Origin of the sequence: Lentzea indica (assembly GCF_012184385.1) — a bacterium.
GTDB classification, from domain to species: Bacteria; Actinomycetota; Actinomycetes; order Mycobacteriales; family Pseudonocardiaceae; genus Lentzea; species Lentzea indica.
In genome coordinates this window covers 1-17,337 of the sequence record NZ_VSRL01000040.1, presented here as the reverse complement: position 1 = coordinate 17,337, position 17,337 = coordinate 1, and the positions used below count along the sequence as shown (strand labels likewise).

The window sequence follows — 17,337 nt, the reverse complement described above, 5'->3', positions numbered from 1 at the left end:
ATGCAACGGATACCAGAGCTCTTCGCGAGGATGACCGGGGACGAGAAGCACGAGTGGGCCGCTGCCTCCACGATCGACGTGCTCTGGGTCCTCTACGACCGCGTTCTCAACGTCACGCCGGCCACCGCAGACGATCCAGACCGTGACCGGTTCCTGCTCTCCAAAGGGCACGGGCCGATGGCCTACTACGCGGTCCTCGCGGAGAAGGGGTTCATCGAAGAGTCCATTTTGGACGACTGGACGTCGTGGGACAGCCCGCTGGGCCAGCACCCCGACCGGATGCTGGTGCGCGGCGTCGAGATCAGCAGCGGCTCGCTCGGCCACGGACTGCCGATCGCGGTGGGGACCGCGATCGGGCAGCGGATCGGCAAGAGCAGCGGGCGCACGTTCGTGCTGGTCGGCGACGGGGAGCTGGACGAGGGCAGCAACCACGAGGCGATCGCGGTGGCGGCACGGCTGAAGGTCGCGAACCTGACCGCGATCGTGATCGACAACGAGTCAGCCATGTACGGCTGGCCCGGTGGCATCGCGCGGCGCTTCGCCGTCGAGGGCTGGCAGACCGCCGAGATCGACGGCCGCGACCACGAGGCCATCTTCACCGCACTGACCGCGCCGCACGACCGTCCGTACGCGGTTGTCGCCAAGATCGAGAAGAGCTACTGATGACGACGATGCGTGAAGCCTTCATCCAGACGGTCAACGAGGGGATCGAGAACGACCCGCGGGTCACGGTGGTCACCGCGGTGATCTCCAGCAGCAACTTCCCTCAGGAGAACGAACGCGTCGTGGACGTCGGGATCCGCGAGCAGACCATGGTGGGCGTGGCGAGCGGCCTGGCGTTGGCGGGGCTGCGTCCGGTGGTGCACAGCTACGCGCCGTTCCTCGTCGAACGGCCGTACGAGCAGATCAAACTCGACATCGGGCATCAGGACGTGGGCGCGGTGTTCGTGAGCATCGGTGCGTCCTATGACGACCCTGTGTGGGGTCGCACGCACCAGTCACCAGGCGACGTGGCGTTGTTCGACACGCTTCCCGGCTGGACTGTGCACGTGCCTGGACATCCGGACGAGGTCACGCCTCTGCTGCGGCAAGCGTTGAAGGAGGACAATCGGGTCTACGTCAGGCTTTCGCTGCACGAGAACACGCAGGCGTATCCGGTGGGTGAGGGATTCACCGCGCTGCGTCATGGAAAACGCGGTGTGGTGCTCGCTGTCGGGCCGATGCTCGACCGCGTGCTCAAGGCGGTCGACTCGGAGAACGCCGACGTCACAGTGTTGTACGCGGCGACGATCCGACCGTTCGACTCGGACGGACTGCGCAAGGCGGTGCAGCAGACGGACCACGCCGACGTCATGGTGGTGGAGCCGTACCTCGAGGGAACTTCATCTCATCTTGTGTCCGAGACACTGCAACAAATCCCGCACCGTGTTCGTTCTATAGGTGTCAAACGACACGCAGAGCTCCGCAACTACGGCACTGCCGAAGATCATGATGCGGCGCACGACCTCGACGTCGTCGGGCTGGGGAGCGCTGTGCGGAGTTTCTTCAGGGGGTGAAGAAATGTTCGCAGTCATGGGGGATGACTGGACCGGCGCGCCTTCTCGCGCCGTTTAGGGGTGGTGCGGCCGCGCGAGGCAGGGTCGCGCGGCCGCCTCCCCGCCCGGAAGGTTTTTGGCATGTCCTCCTCGGCCCGCGCGGCCGACGAGGAATGATGTTGCACGTGAGAATGCTGATCTGGACCCCGTTGAACGCTGCCGAGCTGCAGAAGGCCATGCACAGCGGCAACGTGGGCCCCGCGGCGCTCGTCCCGGTGCAGTCCGGCACGGTGCTGCTGCCTCCGCCGGCCACCAAGCTCAGCGAGGCCGCGTACATGGCGAACAGGGTGCGCAAGATCGCGGGCGGTGCCGCGCTGGCCGTGTGGAACGACGACGCCGCCCTGCTCTACCTGTTCACCACGACGCTCGGCCGCGCCTCCATGTGGGGGTCGCCCGAGGCGGTGCTGCGGCTGTCCGCGCAGGCGAAGCAGTCAGGTCCGGCCGGGCAGCTCTTCGACCGCTCGACCGCGGGCCTGATCAACCTGCGCGAGAAGGAGAAGTGGCAGCTCGACGCCATCGACAAGCTCACCGCGCTGCACCCGGCGGCCGGTCGCAAGGCCGCACTCGAACGCATTCGCGACTTCCTGAACGGCGCCAGGGCGATCCCGGACTTCTTCCGCGCGGCGGGACTGCCGGAGGTCGCACAGGTCGCCGAGCTCACCGAAGAGGGCCGTGCGGACATCGTGCTGCAGACGCTCGAGCCGCCACACGCGCAGAAGTGGCCGCTGGCGCTGTTCCTTCCGTTGATCGTGCTGACGGCGTTGGTGACGGTCTTGCTCAACATCCCGGCCGTCGTGTACTACCTCATCGGCGCTCTGCTCATCGTGCTGCTGGTCACGCTCATGGTCATGCTCAGGCGTCAGCTCGTGCGCAGGAAACCGATCAACGCTGTGTTGCCGGTCATCCCGGTGACGCAGGGTGCCGCCCCGACCGACTAGCCTGGTCAACGTGGCACGTGTCGTCGTACTTGACTATGGCTCCGGCAACCTGCGCTCGGCCGAGCGCGCGCTTCAGCGGGTCGGCGCCCATGTCGAGGTGACCTCGGACGCGAAGGCCGCGCGCGACGCCGACGGGCTCGTCGTGCCCGGTGTCGGTGCGTACGCGGCCTGCATGGAGGGTCTGAACTCGGTGCGCGGTGCCCGCATCATCGGCGAGCGCCTCGCGGGTGGGCGGCCGGTCCTGGGCATCTGCGTGGGCATGCAGATCCTGTTCGAACGCGGCATCGAGCACGGCGTGCTGACCGAGGGCTGCGGCGAGTGGCCCGGCACGGTCGAGCGTCTCGAAGCCCCGATCGTCCCGCACATGGGCTGGAACACGGTCCGCGCGCCCGAGGGTTCACGGCTCTTCGCCGGCCTCGACAAGGACACCCGGTTCTACTTCGTGCACTCCTACGGCGTGCGCAAGTGGGAGCTGGAGCCCGCTGAGCACATCAAGCCGCCGCTGGTCACGTGGGCCGACCACGCCGGCGACGAGTTCGTGGCCGCCGTCGAGAACGGGCCGCTGTGGGCGACCCAGTTCCACCCGGAGAAGTCCGGCGATGCCGGAGCGCACCTGCTGCGGAACTGGTTGACTACGTTGTCGTGATCACACGACTGCTGACGGTAGCCGCGATCGTGGCTGCCTCCGTCGCCGTGCCTGGGGGCGCACTCGCCGCACCGGCACCGTTCCACGACAACTTCGACAACGCCGTCGACGCCGATCCGGCGTACGGCCTGAACGACAACCTCAAGCAGCGTCAGGGCACCGGCGCTGTCACGTACAGCCGGGTGTCCGGCAAGTGGAACACCGGTGACGTGCCACGTCCGTGGTTCGCGCAGGTCAACCACCCGAACCACCGCGGCAAGCTGTCGATGCACCTCGGCACGACGGCCGTGCGGCTCGACGCGCCGTCCACCGGGTCGTCGATCTCGGCGACGTTGACCCCGGTCGCGGGCAATCGCACGTCCGGCGACTGGTCGTCGATCGCCCTCGCCCGCTCGGCGAACAGCTGGGGCTATGTGTCCAATGAGGACATCGATCTCGGCTTCCTGGTGCGCGCCAACGGAGGCGTGCAGATCTTCCAGCCGGGCAAGCCCGCCGTCACGCTGCCGGCGTTCGCCACGGCCAAGTACGACGGCTCGTTCGACGTCAAGCTCGCGCTCTCCGGTGCCCAGCTCGACCTGACGGTCAACGGCAAGCACAAGGCGATCACGCTGGGCACGCCGGTGCCGACGGAGAGGCTGTGGGTCTACCTCGGCCGCTACTCCGACAACGACAGGACCGTCAGCCTCGTCGACGATCTTCGCATCGAGCAGCTGAACTCGGACGACCTGCGCAAGCGGCCGGGATCGAACCTGCGCTACTACGGCTACTTCGGGGCGCGGCTCACCAAGGCCGGCGGCAACCACCTGCCGGAGGTCCGTGGCCGCAGCAACCTCAACTGGGTCCAGATCAGCGACGTCGACGCCTACCGTCCCGAGGTGCTGAACGACTGCGCACCGGCGGGCTGCGTCGTCCACACGGGCAACGAGTTCTTCGACTGCGACGCGGCCGGGTGCCCGCTGTACCCGAACGCCGCCGCGCGCTGGCAGGTTCTCGCCGACAAGGTGCGCCCGTACCTCGACCGCGTCGCCGGGTTCGTGCTGCAGGACGAGCCGTTCCACCGCGGCGCGAGCTTCGCGGACGTCGAGTTCTCGGCCCAGCAGATCAAGAACACGTTCCCGGACAAGAAGGTCATGCTGATCGAGGCCGGCATCAAGATCGACGACAGCTTCACAGTGCCCGCCGCCGTCGACTGGGTCGGCTTCGACGAGTACTGCATCGGCTACGACGACCTCGAGGCCCGCATGACCAAGCTCGAAGAGCGCGCCGCGGGCAAGGAGCTCTTCCTGCTGCCGGAAGCCGCGCCGCAGTCGGGGTGCGCGGACAGGACGGACGCGGACCTCGAAAGCACCCAGTACCTGTACATGGCACTGGCGCAGCAGCACCCCGCCTTCGCCGGAATCATGGTCTTCGGTCCGTGGACGGGCGTCGGACCTGCCGCGACGGGTCCCGGCACGCCGGTTCCGTCGAAGTTCCCGCGGGCCACCGACGCCCAGGAGCGCGTGGCCGCGCTCGTGCTGGGGGACGCTAGGCTGAGCGGGTGACGTTCACACTCCTCCCCGCTGTTGACGTGGCCGACGGTCGTGCCGTCCGGCTCGTGCAGGGCGAAGCCGGTACCGAGACGAACTACGGCGAGCCGCTGGACGCGGCGTTGCAGTGGCAGCGCGACGGAGCGGAGTGGATCCATCTCGTCGACCTCGACGCGGCGTTCGGCCGCGGCTCGAACCGCGAGCTGCTGGCCCGCGTCATCGGCGAGCTGGACGTCAAGGTCGAGCTGTCCGGTGGCATTCGCGACGACGCGTCGCTGGAGGCCGCCCTGGCCACCGGCTGCGCCCGCGTGAACCTGGGCACGGCCGCCCTGGAAGACCCGGAGTGGTGCGCGAAGGCCATCGCCGCCCACGGCGAGAAGATCGCGGTGGGCCTGGACGTCCGCATCACGGAGCTGGGCCACCGGGTCAAGGGCCGCGGCTGGACGTCGGACGGCGGCGACCTCTGGGAGGTCCTCGACCGGCTCGACCGCGACGGCTGCTCGCGCTACGTCGTGACGGACGTGTCCAAGGACGGCACGTTGAAGGGCCCGAACCTGGAGCTCCTGAGCGAGGTCTGCGCCCGCACCGACGCCCCGGTGATCGCGTCCGGCGGCGTGTCCAGTGTGGACGACCTCGTCGCGCTGTCGAAGCTGTCACGCGACGGCGTCGAAGGCACGATCATCGGCAAGGCCCTGTACGCCGGTGCTTTCACGCTCCCGGAAGCACTTGCTGCGGTCCGTTGACCACTTTCTCGATGTGAGCGGCCGCGGCCGCGTGCGTGACACCGGTGTTGTGCAGCACGTCGGCCGCGGTCCCGTCTTCTTCGAGCAGCACGCCGAGCAGGATGTGCTCGGTGCCGATGAACATGTGCCCCATCCGCAGTGCCTCGCGGACGGCCAGTTCGAGGGACTTCTTGCAGTGCGTCGAGTAGGGCTGCTTCTCCGGCCGCTGCTTGGGCACGTTGTCGAGCCGGTTCAGCACGGCGATGCGCGTGCTGCCGTCGCCGGACTCGAGCTTCGCGATGGTCTTGGCCGCCAGCCCGCCCGACTCGTCGAGCAAACCGAGCAGCAGGTGCTCGGTGCCGATCCGCTCGCTGAACCGCGCGTGGTGCCGGGCCAGCGCGATCACCCGGCGTGAGCGCTGGGTGTAGCGCTCCGTCGACGGTTTGGACAGCTCCGGCGGCTTCTGGGCACGCCAGGCTGACCGCGTGACGCGAAAGCCCTGGCTGGCAGGCGGGTTCGCGGTCGTGCTGCTGGCACTGCTCGCCGCACCGGCCGCCGATCTGCGACTCGGTCAGCTCGACGCCGGATCCTCGCCGGAGGTCACCGCCGTCCGTCAGGCGAACGACGCCGTCTCGGCGGCGTTCGGTCCCGGCGCCGGTACGCCGCTCACCGTGCTCGGCCGGTTGCCGGAGCCGGTCGCCGATGCCGGCGATCCCCGCGTGTCCCCGCTCGTGGCGATGGTGCGAGTCCAGCCGGGAGTGGCCGCCGTCGGGCCGGCTACCCCGTCGGAGGAGGACGGGCGGGTCGTCACGGTCCAGGTGATCGCCTCGACCTCGGGCGGCGACCCGGCGACGGCGGACCTCGTCCATCGCCTGCGGAGCCAGTCCGTGCCGGGCATGACCGTGCACGTCGGCGGTAACACGGCCGCCAGGGCGGACCTCGCCGAACGGGTCACCGACAAGCTGCCGCTCGTCATCGGTGTCGTACTGCTGTTGTCGGTCGCGGTGCTGCTGCTGTCCTTCCGGGCGCCGCTGCTGGCCATCAAGGCGGCGGTGATGGACCTCCTCTCCATCGGCGCGGCCTACGGTGCGCTGACGGCGGTGTTCACCTGGGGATGGGGTGTGACGTGGATCGGCCTCTCCGGTCCGGTGCCGATTCCGAGCTTCGTGCCGCTCATGCTCTTCGCGCTGTTGTTCGGCCTGTCGATGGACTACGAGGTGTTCCTGCTGAGCGACGTCCAACGACGCTGGAACTCGACGGGGGACAACCTGCGCTCGGTCCGCGAGGGACTGATCGGCACCGGCCGGGTGATCACCGCGGCGGCGGCGATCATGATCGGGGTCTTCCTCGCGTTCGTGCCCAACAACGACCCGACGATCAAGATGTTCGGCGTCGGCCTAGCGGTCGCGATCGCCGTGGACGCGACGGTCGTCCGCTGCCTGCTCGTCCCGGCCACGATGGCGGTGCTCGGCGACCTCAACTGGTGGACGCCGGGCCGCCGGCGTTCGAAGGTGGCTGAGAGCGCGGGCGTCTGAAGCATCACCGCCATGACGGCCTGCGAGAACCTGTGGGGTGCCAAAACTACGCCCAACGGTCTGACGTGCGCTTCAGGCTGCTGCAGGTTCGTACCCGTTGATCAAGCCGCCTAGGACTGGCCGGCGCCGTATGGACTTGCAGCCCGGCTCTGGGATCGGGTGGTCTGATCGCGGTGGCGTGTGGTGGCGCGCTCTGTGTGGCCGACAGTGGTTGTACTGGGACAGATAGCGGTTCAGTACCGACTTCAGGTGATGCTCGTTGATGACGAGCAGCCGGTCAGTGAGCTCTCGTCTGACGGTGCCGACGAACCGTTCGGCATAGCAGTTGGCTCGCGGACACCGCGGCGGGATCTTCACGACGTCGATCCCGGCGTCAGCGAGAACGGCATCGAACGACGCCGCGAACTGGCCAGCCCGGTCACGAACCAGGAATCGAAAGTCGCTGGCCCGATCATCGAGCCTCATAAGGAAGTTGCGAGCCTGCTGGGTAGTCCACAGCCCGTCGGGGTTCGTCGTGGTGCCGAGGATGTGGACATAGCGGGTGCCGACCTCAATCACGAAGAACACGTACACCCGCTTCAAAGTGACCGCGCAGTCGACGTGGAAGAAGTCGCACGCCAGCATGCTCACCGCTTGAGCACGCAGAAACCGCTGCCACGACGTGTCGGTGTCCCGAGTCGGCGAGGGCGGTATCCGCAGACGCCTGCGCACACGACGGACGGTCGACGCGGCTACCCGGTGGCCGAGCTTAAGCAACTCACCTTGGATACGGCGGTAACCCCAGCCGGCATTCTCCCGCGCCATCCGCTCGATCAACGCCACGACGGTGCCGTCGACCGGACGGCGTCCGGTCCGGTTCGGGTAGGTCCACTTCTTCGCCACTAGGCGCCGATGCCACCGCAGCACGGTGCCCGGCGTCACCAAGCGATGATCCCGCAACCAGTTCGGTAGGCGCCGCACCAACGCGGTCAGCACCGCACGATCAGCCCAATCCAACCGCGGGCGACCATGGGTACGGCGCAACACGGCGACCTCGTGCCGCAGAACGAGCAACTCCACGTCTTTGACCGCCGACGACCGGCCGAGCAGAACCAGCCAACCGACAAGCCGAACGAAGACGAAGTACAACAGTCGCAGCGCCACATTCACGATCATGCCGTCAGGCGACAGCACACACCCATCACCGCAGTTCAGCTGGTGAGTGCAGAGTTCTGGCACCCCTCAGGCTAAGCACCGAGCACTGCCGCCTGCAGATGGCCGTCTCAAGACTCGATCACTCTGGCCGGGTCGGCGATCACGCCCTGTTCACCGCGTTGGGCTGGCGGCCTGGCGACCGCCACGACGTCCATCAAGCTCGTCACGGCGCCCAGTTGTACCGCTCCCGTGCGGGCAGATTCCGTATCGACTCACGCGGCAACGTCTTCGTTCCAGCGGCAAACCGGAAATTGCTCGGACTTCGTTCAGGTGACCGTGTCGTACTTGTGGCCTCGGCGCGCGCAGACACACTCCACATCCACCCTGTCGACGTCGTGACGTCACTGCTCGCGAACCTCTATCGGCAATCAGCGGGTGATCCCGATGCGAAGTGACGCCGAGAAGATCCAACTCGCTCAGAACCTCAGCGGCATTCCACAACCGGACGACGGCGACGTACAGGTCTACCGCGAACTGTCCGACATGTTCCTCGTGATGCTGCGCAGCCAAGGTGGCCATGCCGCCGAGTCGAAGGCACCGCAGGTGGTCCTGCACGGCGACCAAGTGCTGTCGCTACCTCGTGGATGGTGAAGGCCTGCTCATCGGTTCGCCGGTGGGCAGGACTTCTTGTCGTTCGGCAGGCCGTTGCGCGAACGGCGTTGTCAGCCGAGGACCTCAGTGAGCGCGGTCTCGTACTCCTTGGTCACGTCCCGGGTCAGCTGCTTGGACACGCACCACTACGCCGCCCTTGACGTAGTCGTACTCCGCGAGCACCGAAATCTTGCTACCTGCCGCCTGGATGAACTCCGCGCGGGCCTTCGCCTGCGCCTCGGCACCGAACACCTCGACGCTGCCGCCAGGCCCGGTGTCGGACGCCGGCGCGAAGTCGACCGCGCTCGCTGACTGCCTCACTCGGCCTCCCGCATTCGGCCTGTGCAGCGCACCACCATCCAGATCGGACACCGGAAGAACATCAATCCCACCGATGTCCTGGCCCGTGATGAGCCTGGACGCCCTGGCGGGCACCATTGCCGCGGAAGGCGCGGACGAGCCTCACGGGCGATTGATCAGTCCGGCGTCGTATGCCATCAGCGCGGCAAGGAGACGGCTGTCGCAGCGAAGTTTGATGAGAATACGGCTGACGTGGGCCTTGACGGAGCTCTGGCTCAGCCAAAGGGCGCGGGCGATAGCGGCGTTGGACATGCCATGGGCGACGTGGATCAACACTTCACGTTCGCGTTCGGTGAGCGTGCCTACCCGGTCGCACGCGCGTTGCGGCGGTTCCGTCCCGGTCGCGAGCAGTTGATCGATCAGATCGCGCGTGGCGGCCGGGCACAGCGTTACACGACCGGCGGCGACACTCCGCACCGCGCAGACGAAATCATCCGGCAGCGAGCTCTTCCGCAGGAAGCCCGCCGCGCCGGCGCGCAAAGCTGGAACGGTCAGGTCGCTCGTCGCCGACGTGCCCAGCATGATGATCTCGGTGACGGGGACGTCGCGACGCACGAGGCGGATGACCGCAAGCACGTCCAATCCCAGCACGTCCGCGTCCAGTAGCAGCACCCGCGGCCGACACCTTCTGGCGAGTTCAACGGCAGCAGCGCCGTCCCGAGCCTCCCCGACCACCACGACATCCTCGGTGCGTTGCAACACGTCCCGCACTCCGGCTCGGATCAAGGTCTCGTCATCAGCGATGCCGACAGTGATTCTGTTGTCCTGCTCCACTTTCTCCTGCTCCGGGTTTCGGCGTTGCGAATGGACAGAACAACGGGGACACCCGGCGGCCGGATTGGTCTCCGCGCTGAGCGGTCGTCGCGTGCGCTGATCGGTCACCGAACGCGGGCGAGCGGATGGGGCTCCGTCAATCCGTCCGCCCCTCGACGACCAACCTGCGGAGAACACGCAGTGCGGAGTGGGTTCGGGACTTGACCGTTCCCTCCGGAACACCGAGCACGGCAGCTGCCTCGGCGCTGGTTCTTCCTTGGAAATAGAGCTCGTAGAGCACCCGGCGGTGGTCTTCGGACAGCCGGCTCACCGCTTGGTACACCACTATCGAGTCCACTGAGGTCTGTGCGTGGCTCGGCTGCACCGGCGTGGTGAAGGGCGAGTCACTGGCCGTTGGGATCTCCGCCGGACGCACTGCACGCGAGCGGGCGCGGTCGAAGATCAGGTTGCGCAGGACGGTGTACAGCCAGCCATGTGGCTCGGTGTTCCCGGTGAACGACTCCGGATGTCGCCAGGCGCGCAGGAACGTCTCCTGCACCAGGTCCTCTGCCAGCCAGCGGTCGCCGGTAGCGCGTGCCGCATAGGCCATGAGCCAGCGGCCGTGTTCCTGGTAGAGCGTGCGGATGAACGCCTCGTCCCGTACGCGCTCGTGCCCGCGGGACCACGAACCGGACATCCACGCTCCTCGACGGCCACACCAACCGATGGCCGACCACGCTGTCGGTAGACCTGGAGCTTCGTGAACGCCGAGGATGTTCGTATCCGCCACCTCGCCGAGTTATTGCGTTGCGCGCCGTCTCAGTTCGCGCCCCGGACGAGCCTCATCGAGGGTTGCGCCGAGCCGCTTCGCGGGCGATCTCGGTTCTCGACGCGACACCGAGTTTCGCGAGCGCATTGGACACGTGGGTCTGCACGGTGCGCCGGGACAGGAACATCTCGGCGGCGATGTCCGGGTTGGAAAGTCCCTCGGTCACGAGCTCGGCGACTCGTTCCTCGGTCGGGGTCAACGCCTCCCACCCGGTTGCGGGGCGACGCCGGATCGCCCGCGGCCGCGCCGCACTCCCTGCTGTCTCAGCCGACCGTCGGCACGGCGAACATCCCACGCGGCACCGAGTTCGAGGTAGGCCGACACCGCGTCGGTCAACCGGGCACGAGCCAATGCCCGCTCTCCCGCCCTGGCCAGCAGGACCGCTGCCTCCTCGCACGCCTGGCCCAGCTCGAGCGGTCGTCCCGCGACGCGGTAGTCGTCGGCCACCTCGATCAGGCGCGCGATGTCGCCGTCGAGCACGGCTCTGGCCCGGCGGGCGGCCAGGTGCCGCTTCGGCAGCGGCTCCGCGGCGACATCGGCCTCGGCGGCCGCTACCGCAGCGTGTGCGAGATCGGCATCGCCGCTCGCGAGGGCGAGCCGGACGACATCGGGCAACCAGAGATGCCTGTCGTAGTAACGGACACCGTCGTCGATGCCGACCGTCCCGCTGAAGATCTTCGCGGCCTGCGCGATGTCGCGGCGTTGTTCGGCGTCGACCGCACGTGCCATCCGCAGGTGGCTGGTGACTCCGAGCAGGTAGCCGGTCGGCTGGGGCATGCGGTCCGCGGCGGCCAGCAGTTCCACCGTGAGAGCCTTCTCGTCGCGGTGGCAGGCGATGAACGCCAAGCCACCGATAAGCACCCAGCGCACGTACTCGTCGAGTTCCTCGGCCAGCGACTCGAACTCCGCCTTCGCGTCGTCCCAGCGGCCGATGTCGAGAGACTGCCAGCCAGCCGCACAACGCACGGTCGCCAACCGCCAGGTGACCCGTCGCTGAGCCAGCGCCAGCGCTTCTCCCAAGACCACCTCGGCTTCGTCGTGACGGCCAAGTTCGTCGAGACACGTGCTGCGGTTCACCAAGAGCGGCACGCGCAGATCCATCGTCTCCGGCGCCTCACCGATGTCGGCGAGTGCGTGCTCCACACACACGAGGCCGCTCGCGTAGTCGAGCAGCATGTACAACGACAGCGCGGCGTACCCGATGGTCGTCCCGTCGGCCAGTCGCTGGCCCTCCGTCAGGGCTCGCTCGGCCGCCGCTTTCGCCGCCACGCCATGTTCCGAGATCGCCAGCGCGTAGGCGCGGCACGCATCCAGCCTGGCCCGCCACACCGCCGGTATCCGGGGTTGTGCCGCGACCTGCTCGCAGGCCAGCAACGCTTCGGTGTGGCGGCGCAGCCGGGCGAGTGTCCGGCCGAGAACCCACGCGATTTCCGCCATCGCCTCGGGTTCCGCGGCCTGCGCAAGAGCTTGCCTGGCGACCCGTTCGGCGTCGTGCAACTGGTTCAGCAACAGCAGCGTGGTGGCCAGCCCGTGCAGCAACTTGGCCTGCCGGGGTTCACCGCCGCACCTTTCGACGGCGACGTGCAACAGCTCCGCGGCGGCCTGCGGCACGCGGTGGGCGAGTTCGACCGCGTGATCGACCAGCCAGTCCAGGACCCACCCGTCGAAGGACTCCGGTGACAACAGCAGGTGGCCCGCCACGCGGTCGACGGGCAGCCCCGCCTCCGCGAGCGCCTGCGCCGCCTGCCGGTGCATCGCCAGCCGAGCGCTGACGGGCGCGGCCTCGTACAGGGCGGTGCGGATCAGACCGTGACGGAAGACCAGCCGGTCGTCGTCCTCGGCCAGTACGCCCGCCGCTATCGCTTCGTCCACCACCGGCAACAGCTCACTGGCCTGTCGTCCGGTGACGGTGGCGAGGTCCGACACGGAGAAGTCGTGACCGAGCACCGCGGCAATCCGGAGGGTGTTCGTCGCCTCAGGGGTGAGAAAGTCCATCCGGGCGGTGATCGCGCCGGCCGGTGACACCCCGGCGAACTCGCCGTCGGGCACCAGTTCCGCGCTTCCACGGGCGATCCGCAGCAGCCCGTCCCGCAGCACGGCGTCGACCAGCTCGCGAACGTACAGCGGATTTCCGCCGGCCTGCGTCGCGACCGCGCGCAGTCTCGGCCCCGGCTGGCCTCCGGTCAGCAGCGCGGTCAGGGCAACGACCGCGGTGGGGTCGAGCGGTCCCAAAGGCAGGTGCGCGGCACGACGCTGCAACGTGGTTCTGCGCAGACGTGCGATCACCGGCCGCACCGGCACCGGCCGGCAGGCGCTGACGAGCAACAGCTGGTTTTGATCCGCGATCTCGCCGAGTTGACGCCAGGCGAGGAGGCTCGCCTCGTCAGCCCACTGCAGGTCGTCGAAAGCCAGCACGACCGGTGCCCGCGCACACCAGCGATCCACCAGCGACAGCAACCGCTCCACCGCGACGGGAACCGGATCGCCGCCCACCGCCGTCCCGGCACCGGCGTCCGGGTCCAGCTCCGCCACGTCGCCGGCACGGTCGAGACCGTCGAGCAGCGCACGCACCGGAAGACCCTGGACGAGCTGGTCGCCGACCGCGAGGGCTGTCCGGCAGCCGGCCTCGGCGGCCTCCGTGAGCACCGCGGCGATCAGCGCGGACTTCCCCACGCCGGGCTCGCCTTCGATCCACACGACACTTCCGCGGCCTGTCTTCAGCGCGGCCAGCAGACCGCGCAACCGGCCGATCTCGTGATCGCGGCCGATCAGCGGACCTGGCGGAGGTTCGTTATCGGACGTTCGTGCACCACCCTCGAGACGTGAGTCCGGAACAGCACGACCATTCCGATGGCAATGCTAGTCCTCTCGGCCGCCATGCCACCAGTTCTGTCCATTCTGGACGATCATCGCGAAGGAGGGGTACGGGTGTGTACCCCATTCCCTGTCGGTTGGCCTGTGGCCCCACGGAGAAGTGCACGTGCTTCAGCTCGGTGAACTGCTCCACCCCGGCCACGCCACGGGTGCGCCCCAGTCCGGACGACTTGAACCCACCGCTGGGCACCTCGGGATAGGAGTGGTTGTAGCCGTTCACCCAGACCGTGCCCGCCTGGATCGCCCGTGCCAGTCGCCACGCGCGGCCGATGTCGCGGGTCCAGACACCGGTCGCCAGACCGAACGGCGTCGCGTTCGCCAGCCGCACCGCGTCCGCCTCGTCGATGAACGGCTCGACGGTCACGACCGGGCCGAACAACTCCTCCTGCACGATCGGCGAGCCGACATCCACATCGGTCACCACTACCGGGCGCATGAAATAGCCGGCGAATCCGGGCAGACGACACGACCTGCCGAGATATCGCTCGACGCGTTCGCCCTCGGCCGGGGAGATGAGTGGCCCGAGCCGGGTGCGCGGGTCGGCGGGGTCGCCGACCCGCAAGGTCTCCAGTTCCGCCCGCACCTTCGCCAGCACCGGCTGGTACAGCGATCGGTCGACGAGAATTCTGGTGCACGCCATGCACATCTGGCCCGACGTGACCACCGCGGCCTGGACCGCCGCGCTCACGGCGAGGTCGACATCGGCATCCGCGCAGATGACCACCGCGCCCTTGCCGCCCATCTCCAGCAGCGGCCGCTTGAAGCCCGTCGCGCACGCCCGCAGGATCTCCGCTCCGGTCGTCGAGGAGCCGGTGAACGCCACGGCACGCACGAGCGGATGCTCGACCGCGACCTGTCCCACGTCGGCGTGCCCGACGATCAGGTGGGCGACGTCAGTGGGCAATCCGGCCTGGAAACCCAGCGACAGCACCAAGTCGGTGACGAGTGTCGTCTGCGGCGCGGGCTTGACCAACGCGGTCACCCCGGCGGCGAACGCGGGAGCGAGGTCACGCAACAGCAGGAGCACGGGCCAGTTCCACGGCACGATGAAGGTCGTCACCCCGACGGGTTCGCGCACCAGGTGCGACACCGTCCCGTCCGGCAGCGTGCCCGCGTGGCCGCCGAGGTGTGCGGCGAGGCCCGCGTTGTAGCGCAGGGCGTCCACGGACGCGCGCACTTCGACACGTGCCTCCGTGATCGGCTTGCCGGTCTCGGTGACCAGCGCGTGCACGATCTCGGCGGTGTGTGCCTCGAGCGCGGGCGCCCAGTCGAGCAGCACTCGCGCGCGTCGCCTGGCGTCGACCGGCCACGCTCCCGCGAGTGCGGCCTCGGCACGGGACGCCGCCACGTCCAGCTGCTCGATCGTCGTGGACTCAACGGTCTCGAGTGGTTCGAGTGTGGTTGGGTTGATCGGCCGCACGGTCACGTGAACACCTGCCCGCCGTCGACGATCAGGGTCTGTCCGGTGACGAACGCCGAGGCTGGCGAGGCCAGCCACAACACCGCGCCCACCAGGTCGTGCGGTGTCATCTCGCGTCGCAGCGACCGGCCCCGCGCTGCCGCCGCGATGTAGTCGGGGGTGTTCAAGCCGCGGGTGGCGTCAGTGCTGACCAACCCCGGTGCGACGGTGTTCACCCGGATCCCCAGCGGACCGAGCTCCCGCGCCGCCGCGCGCGTCAGCCCTTCGATCGCGCTCTTCGAGGCGACGTAATGCGCGAAGCCCGGTGCGCCGATCCGGCCCGCCACCGACGAGATGTTGACGATGCTGCCGCCCTCGGTGAGCGCGGGCACCACGGCCTTGATGCCCTGCCAGGTGCCGCGCACGTTGACCGTCAGCACCCGGTCCCAGTCGGAGACGGTGAGTTCGGTCAACGGCCGCTTGCGCCCGATGTCGCCGTACACCGCGGCGTTGTTGACCAGCACGTCCACCGAGCCCGCTTTCGTCACCGCCAGCTGCCAGTCCCGTTCGGAGGTGACGTCGAACTCCGGCAGGTCCAGTGCCACGACGGCCGCCCCGTGCGCGGTGAAGGCGCTGACGTACTCGGCACCGATGCCGCCGCCCGCACCGGTCACGAGCACGGTTTTACCGCCGAAGGTCACAGGTCGTTCACTGCCCGGCTGATCCGCTCCAACCCTGCGCCGAGCAGGTCGTCCGGCAGCGCGTAGGTGATCCGCACGTGTCCTTCACCGAGACTGCCAAACGCCGTTCCCGCCACGACGCCCACCGAGTAGTGGTCGATCAGGTGGTCGGTGAACTGCTGGGCGGTCATGCCGGTGCCGCGGATGTCGGGGAACACGTAGAACGATCCTTCCGGCGTCGGGCACGTGACGCCGGGCAACGCGTTGAGCGCCGCGACCACCTTGTCCCGCTTGGCCGCAGCCGTGCGCGCGTGGCGAGCACATGGTCCTGGGGCCCCGTCAACGCGGCGAGCGCGGCCATCTGCACGAACGCCGGCACGTTCGTGACCGAGTTCTGCTGGAAGATGTCCATGGTCTTGATCAGGTCGGCGTTGGCGACGCACCAGCCGATCCGGAATCCGGTCATGATGTAGGTCTTGCTGAACGTGTCGACCAGCACGGCCCGTTTCGCCATGCCGTCCACCGCGGCGATCGTCCTGTGCACGGCGGGCGGGTACACCATGTGGCTGAAGATCTCATCGGAGATCACCATCACGTCGCGTTCCATGCACAAAGCGGCGATCTTTTCCAGCTCCCCGACGACCATGCCGTTCGGCCGCTGCGGCGTGTTGATGATCAGCAGCTTCGTCTTCGCCGTCATCAGCCTCGCGAGCGCGTCGAGGTCGAACCGGAAGTCCGGCTCCAGCAGCGGCGCGTACCTCACCACCCCACCGGCGTAGGTGATCCAGAACTCGTCCGGCGGGTAGCCGGGGTTCGAGAAGATCACCTCGTCGCCCTGGTCGACGAGCGTGAGCAGGCTCTGCGCCAACGCGTGCTTCGCGCCCATCGTGACCAGGACCTCTTCTCTCCTGGTCGGCCTGCCCCGGCCCGTGACCTCCTCGGCGATGGCGTCGCGCAGCTCCGGCAGTCCCGGACCGGGCACGTACCGCACGTGACCGTCGCGCAACGCCTTCGCGCACGCTTCCAGGATGTGCGGCGCCGGCCGGAACTCCTCTCCCTGGAAGTCTCCCTTCTCCAGGTGGATGACATGCCTGCCGGTTTCGCGCTCCAGATGCTCGGCGCGGCGCATCGACGCCCACTGCTTCGGCAGGAAGAAATGCGATGTTCGACTGGACAACACTTTTGACATGGGGTGAAGAGTTGTGTTCCCGGCCTGATCGAATCCAGCACTGGCATCCAACGGCCCACCCAGAATGGCCGATGGTTCCACACCCACACCGCGCGGACGGGCACGGACAGGCCGAGTAGGCCCAAACGAGCCGTCGCGCTCGGGTTCCTCTGACACCGCACCGGATGTGGAGCGGATGCCCCTGAGTCAGCGCTCGGCCAACTCGTTGATCCTCGTCGCTGTGTTGATCACACCTGCGATCGCTGCGCCACCGTTGACAGCAGCCGCGGCGCAGGCCGAGGGGTCCGCAGCAGCCGGTAATCGTGGTGCTGCAGGACCTGCGGGGCAGCAAGGACTCTGCACTAGCCGCTGATCTGCGGTGATCGTGCACCACAGGCGATCGCGGCATGATCGTGAACGTGGCCCCGGGTCAGCAGGACGCGGCGTCGCGGGTCCGAGACGCTCCGGCGCAGCAGTTCGTGCGTGGTGGACATGGTCGTTCCTGCTCTCTTGTGATCAGCGGGTCA

At 68.2% G+C, this 17,337-nt stretch carries 17 protein-coding genes and 1 pseudogene; 8 read left to right on the top strand and 10 right to left on the bottom strand.

The window, feature by feature from the left end; all coding sequences use genetic code 11:
* The 6 genes from FXN61_RS14090 (at position 1) to priA (ending at position 5,448) form a co-directional block, all read left to right on the top strand.
* Positions 1 to 663, top strand: a complete 663-nt coding sequence (locus FXN61_RS14090; protein ID WP_223165426.1) for a thiamine pyrophosphate-binding protein — start codon at positions 1 to 3, stop codon at positions 661 to 663.
* Positions 663 to 1,556, top strand: coding sequence for a transketolase family protein (locus FXN61_RS14085; RefSeq protein ID WP_167973994.1), 894 nt, complete (start codon positions 663 to 665; stop codon positions 1,554 to 1,556). The genes FXN61_RS14090 and FXN61_RS14085 overlap by 1 nt, the downstream gene beginning before the upstream one ends.
* Before the next feature lie 164 nt (positions 1,557 to 1,720).
* Complete coding sequence (locus FXN61_RS14080; RefSeq protein WP_167973992.1) at positions 1,721 to 2,533, top strand: hypothetical protein; 813 nt, start codon at positions 1,721 to 1,723, stop codon at positions 2,531 to 2,533.
* Between the two features lie 10 nt (positions 2,534 to 2,543).
* Positions 2,544 to 3,179, top strand: coding sequence for an imidazole glycerol phosphate synthase subunit HisH (gene hisH / locus FXN61_RS14075; protein WP_167973989.1), 636 nt, complete (start codon positions 2,544 to 2,546; stop codon positions 3,177 to 3,179).
* Positions 3,176 to 4,720, top strand: coding sequence for a hypothetical protein (locus FXN61_RS14070; protein WP_167973987.1), 1,545 nt, complete (start codon positions 3,176 to 3,178; stop codon positions 4,718 to 4,720). The genes hisH and FXN61_RS14070 overlap by 4 nt, the downstream gene beginning before the upstream one ends.
* Complete coding sequence (priA, locus tag FXN61_RS14065) at positions 4,717 to 5,448, top strand: bifunctional 1-(5-phosphoribosyl)-5-((5-phosphoribosylamino)methylideneamino)imidazole-4-carboxamide isomerase/phosphoribosylanthranilate isomerase PriA (protein WP_167973985.1); 732 nt, start codon at positions 4,717 to 4,719, stop codon at positions 5,446 to 5,448. Before FXN61_RS14070 ends, priA begins: the two co-directional genes overlap by 4 nt.
* Here the strand turns inward: priA and FXN61_RS14060 are convergent.
* The gene (locus FXN61_RS14060) at positions 5,414 to 5,878 is read right to left on the bottom strand and encodes a Clp protease N-terminal domain-containing protein (RefSeq protein ID WP_167974056.1); all 465 of its coding nucleotides are present in this window, start codon (positions 5,876 to 5,878) and stop codon (positions 5,414 to 5,416) included. The two genes, priA and FXN61_RS14060, sit on opposite strands and share 35 nt — an antisense overlap.
* A 34-nt stretch (positions 5,879 to 5,912) precedes the next feature.
* Between FXN61_RS14060 and FXN61_RS14055 the strand changes: the two genes are divergently transcribed.
* On the top strand, positions 5,913 to 6,962 hold the full coding sequence (locus tag FXN61_RS14055; RefSeq protein WP_223165425.1) for an MMPL family transporter: 1,050 nt from the start codon (positions 5,913 to 5,915) through the stop codon (positions 6,960 to 6,962).
* Positions 6,963 to 7,034: 72 nt separating this feature from the next.
* On the opposite strand, the gene FXN61_RS50685 is transcribed toward FXN61_RS14055, so the two are convergent.
* Positions 7,035 to 7,778, bottom strand: a complete 744-nt coding sequence (locus FXN61_RS50685) for an integrase core domain-containing protein (protein WP_246291465.1) — start codon at positions 7,776 to 7,778, stop codon at positions 7,035 to 7,037.
* Between the two features lie 762 nt (positions 7,779 to 8,540).
* Between FXN61_RS50685 and FXN61_RS14045 the strand changes: the two genes are divergently transcribed.
* Positions 8,541 to 8,747, top strand: a complete 207-nt coding sequence (locus tag FXN61_RS14045) for a hypothetical protein (protein ID WP_167973983.1) — start codon at positions 8,541 to 8,543, stop codon at positions 8,745 to 8,747.
* Between the two features lie 84 nt (positions 8,748 to 8,831).
* On the opposite strand, the gene FXN61_RS14040 is transcribed toward FXN61_RS14045, so the two are convergent.
* The 8 genes and pseudogenes from FXN61_RS14040 to FXN61_RS14005 all read right to left on the bottom strand — a co-directional run bounded on the left by FXN61_RS14040 (position 8,832) and on the right by FXN61_RS14005 (position 16,771).
* Complete coding sequence (locus FXN61_RS14040) at positions 8,832 to 9,068, bottom strand: hypothetical protein (protein WP_167973981.1); 237 nt, start codon at positions 9,066 to 9,068, stop codon at positions 8,832 to 8,834.
* A 141-nt stretch (positions 9,069 to 9,209) separates the two neighbouring features.
* Positions 9,210 to 9,881, bottom strand: a complete 672-nt coding sequence (locus tag FXN61_RS14035; protein WP_167973979.1) for a response regulator — start codon at positions 9,879 to 9,881, stop codon at positions 9,210 to 9,212.
* 136 nt (positions 9,882 to 10,017) lie between these two features.
* Entirely contained in the window at positions 10,018 to 10,557 is a 540-nt protein-coding gene (locus tag FXN61_RS14030) for a sigma-70 family RNA polymerase sigma factor (RefSeq protein ID WP_167973977.1), read from the bottom strand.
* 145 nt (positions 10,558 to 10,702) lie between these two features.
* Positions 10,703 to 10,888, bottom strand: a complete 186-nt coding sequence (locus FXN61_RS52055) for a response regulator transcription factor (protein ID WP_281360445.1) — start codon at positions 10,886 to 10,888, stop codon at positions 10,703 to 10,705.
* Positions 10,885 to 13,458: an ATP-binding protein gene (locus FXN61_RS52050; RefSeq protein WP_312877717.1), complete on the bottom strand. Its 2,574-nt coding sequence runs from the start codon at positions 13,456 to 13,458 to the stop codon at positions 10,885 to 10,887. The genes FXN61_RS52055 and FXN61_RS52050 overlap by 4 nt, the downstream gene beginning before the upstream one ends.
* A 22-nt stretch (positions 13,459 to 13,480) precedes the next feature.
* On the bottom strand, positions 13,481 to 14,989 hold the full coding sequence (locus FXN61_RS14020; RefSeq protein WP_167973975.1) for an aldehyde dehydrogenase family protein: 1,509 nt from the start codon (positions 14,987 to 14,989) through the stop codon (positions 13,481 to 13,483).
* Positions 14,986 to 15,663, bottom strand: coding sequence for an SDR family NAD(P)-dependent oxidoreductase (locus FXN61_RS14015; RefSeq protein ID WP_167973973.1), 678 nt, complete (start codon positions 15,661 to 15,663; stop codon positions 14,986 to 14,988). The genes FXN61_RS14020 and FXN61_RS14015 overlap by 4 nt, the downstream gene beginning before the upstream one ends.
* Positions 15,660 to 16,771: pseudogene (locus FXN61_RS14005) on the bottom strand (pyridoxal phosphate-dependent aminotransferase). The gene FXN61_RS14015 and the pseudogene FXN61_RS14005 overlap by 4 nt, the downstream one beginning before the upstream one ends.
* Positions 16,772 to 17,337: the final 566 nt, after the last annotated feature.

Bases quoted from the DNA above. Each gene is read 5' to 3' on its own strand.
- FXN61_RS14090 (WP_223165426.1), top strand. From the start codon at position 1: ATGCAACGGATACCAGAGCTCTTCGCGAGGATGACCGGGGACGAGAAG.
- FXN61_RS14085 (WP_167973994.1), top strand. From the start codon at position 663: ATGACGACGATGCGTGAAGCCTTCATCCAGACGGTCAACGAGGGGATC.
- FXN61_RS14045 (WP_167973983.1), top strand. From the start codon at position 8,541: ATGCGAAGTGACGCCGAGAAGATCCAACTCGCTCAGAACCTCAGCGGC.
- FXN61_RS14030 (WP_167973977.1), bottom strand. From the start codon at position 10,557: ATGTCCGGTTCGTGGTCCCGCGGGCACGAGCGCGTACGGGACGAGGCG.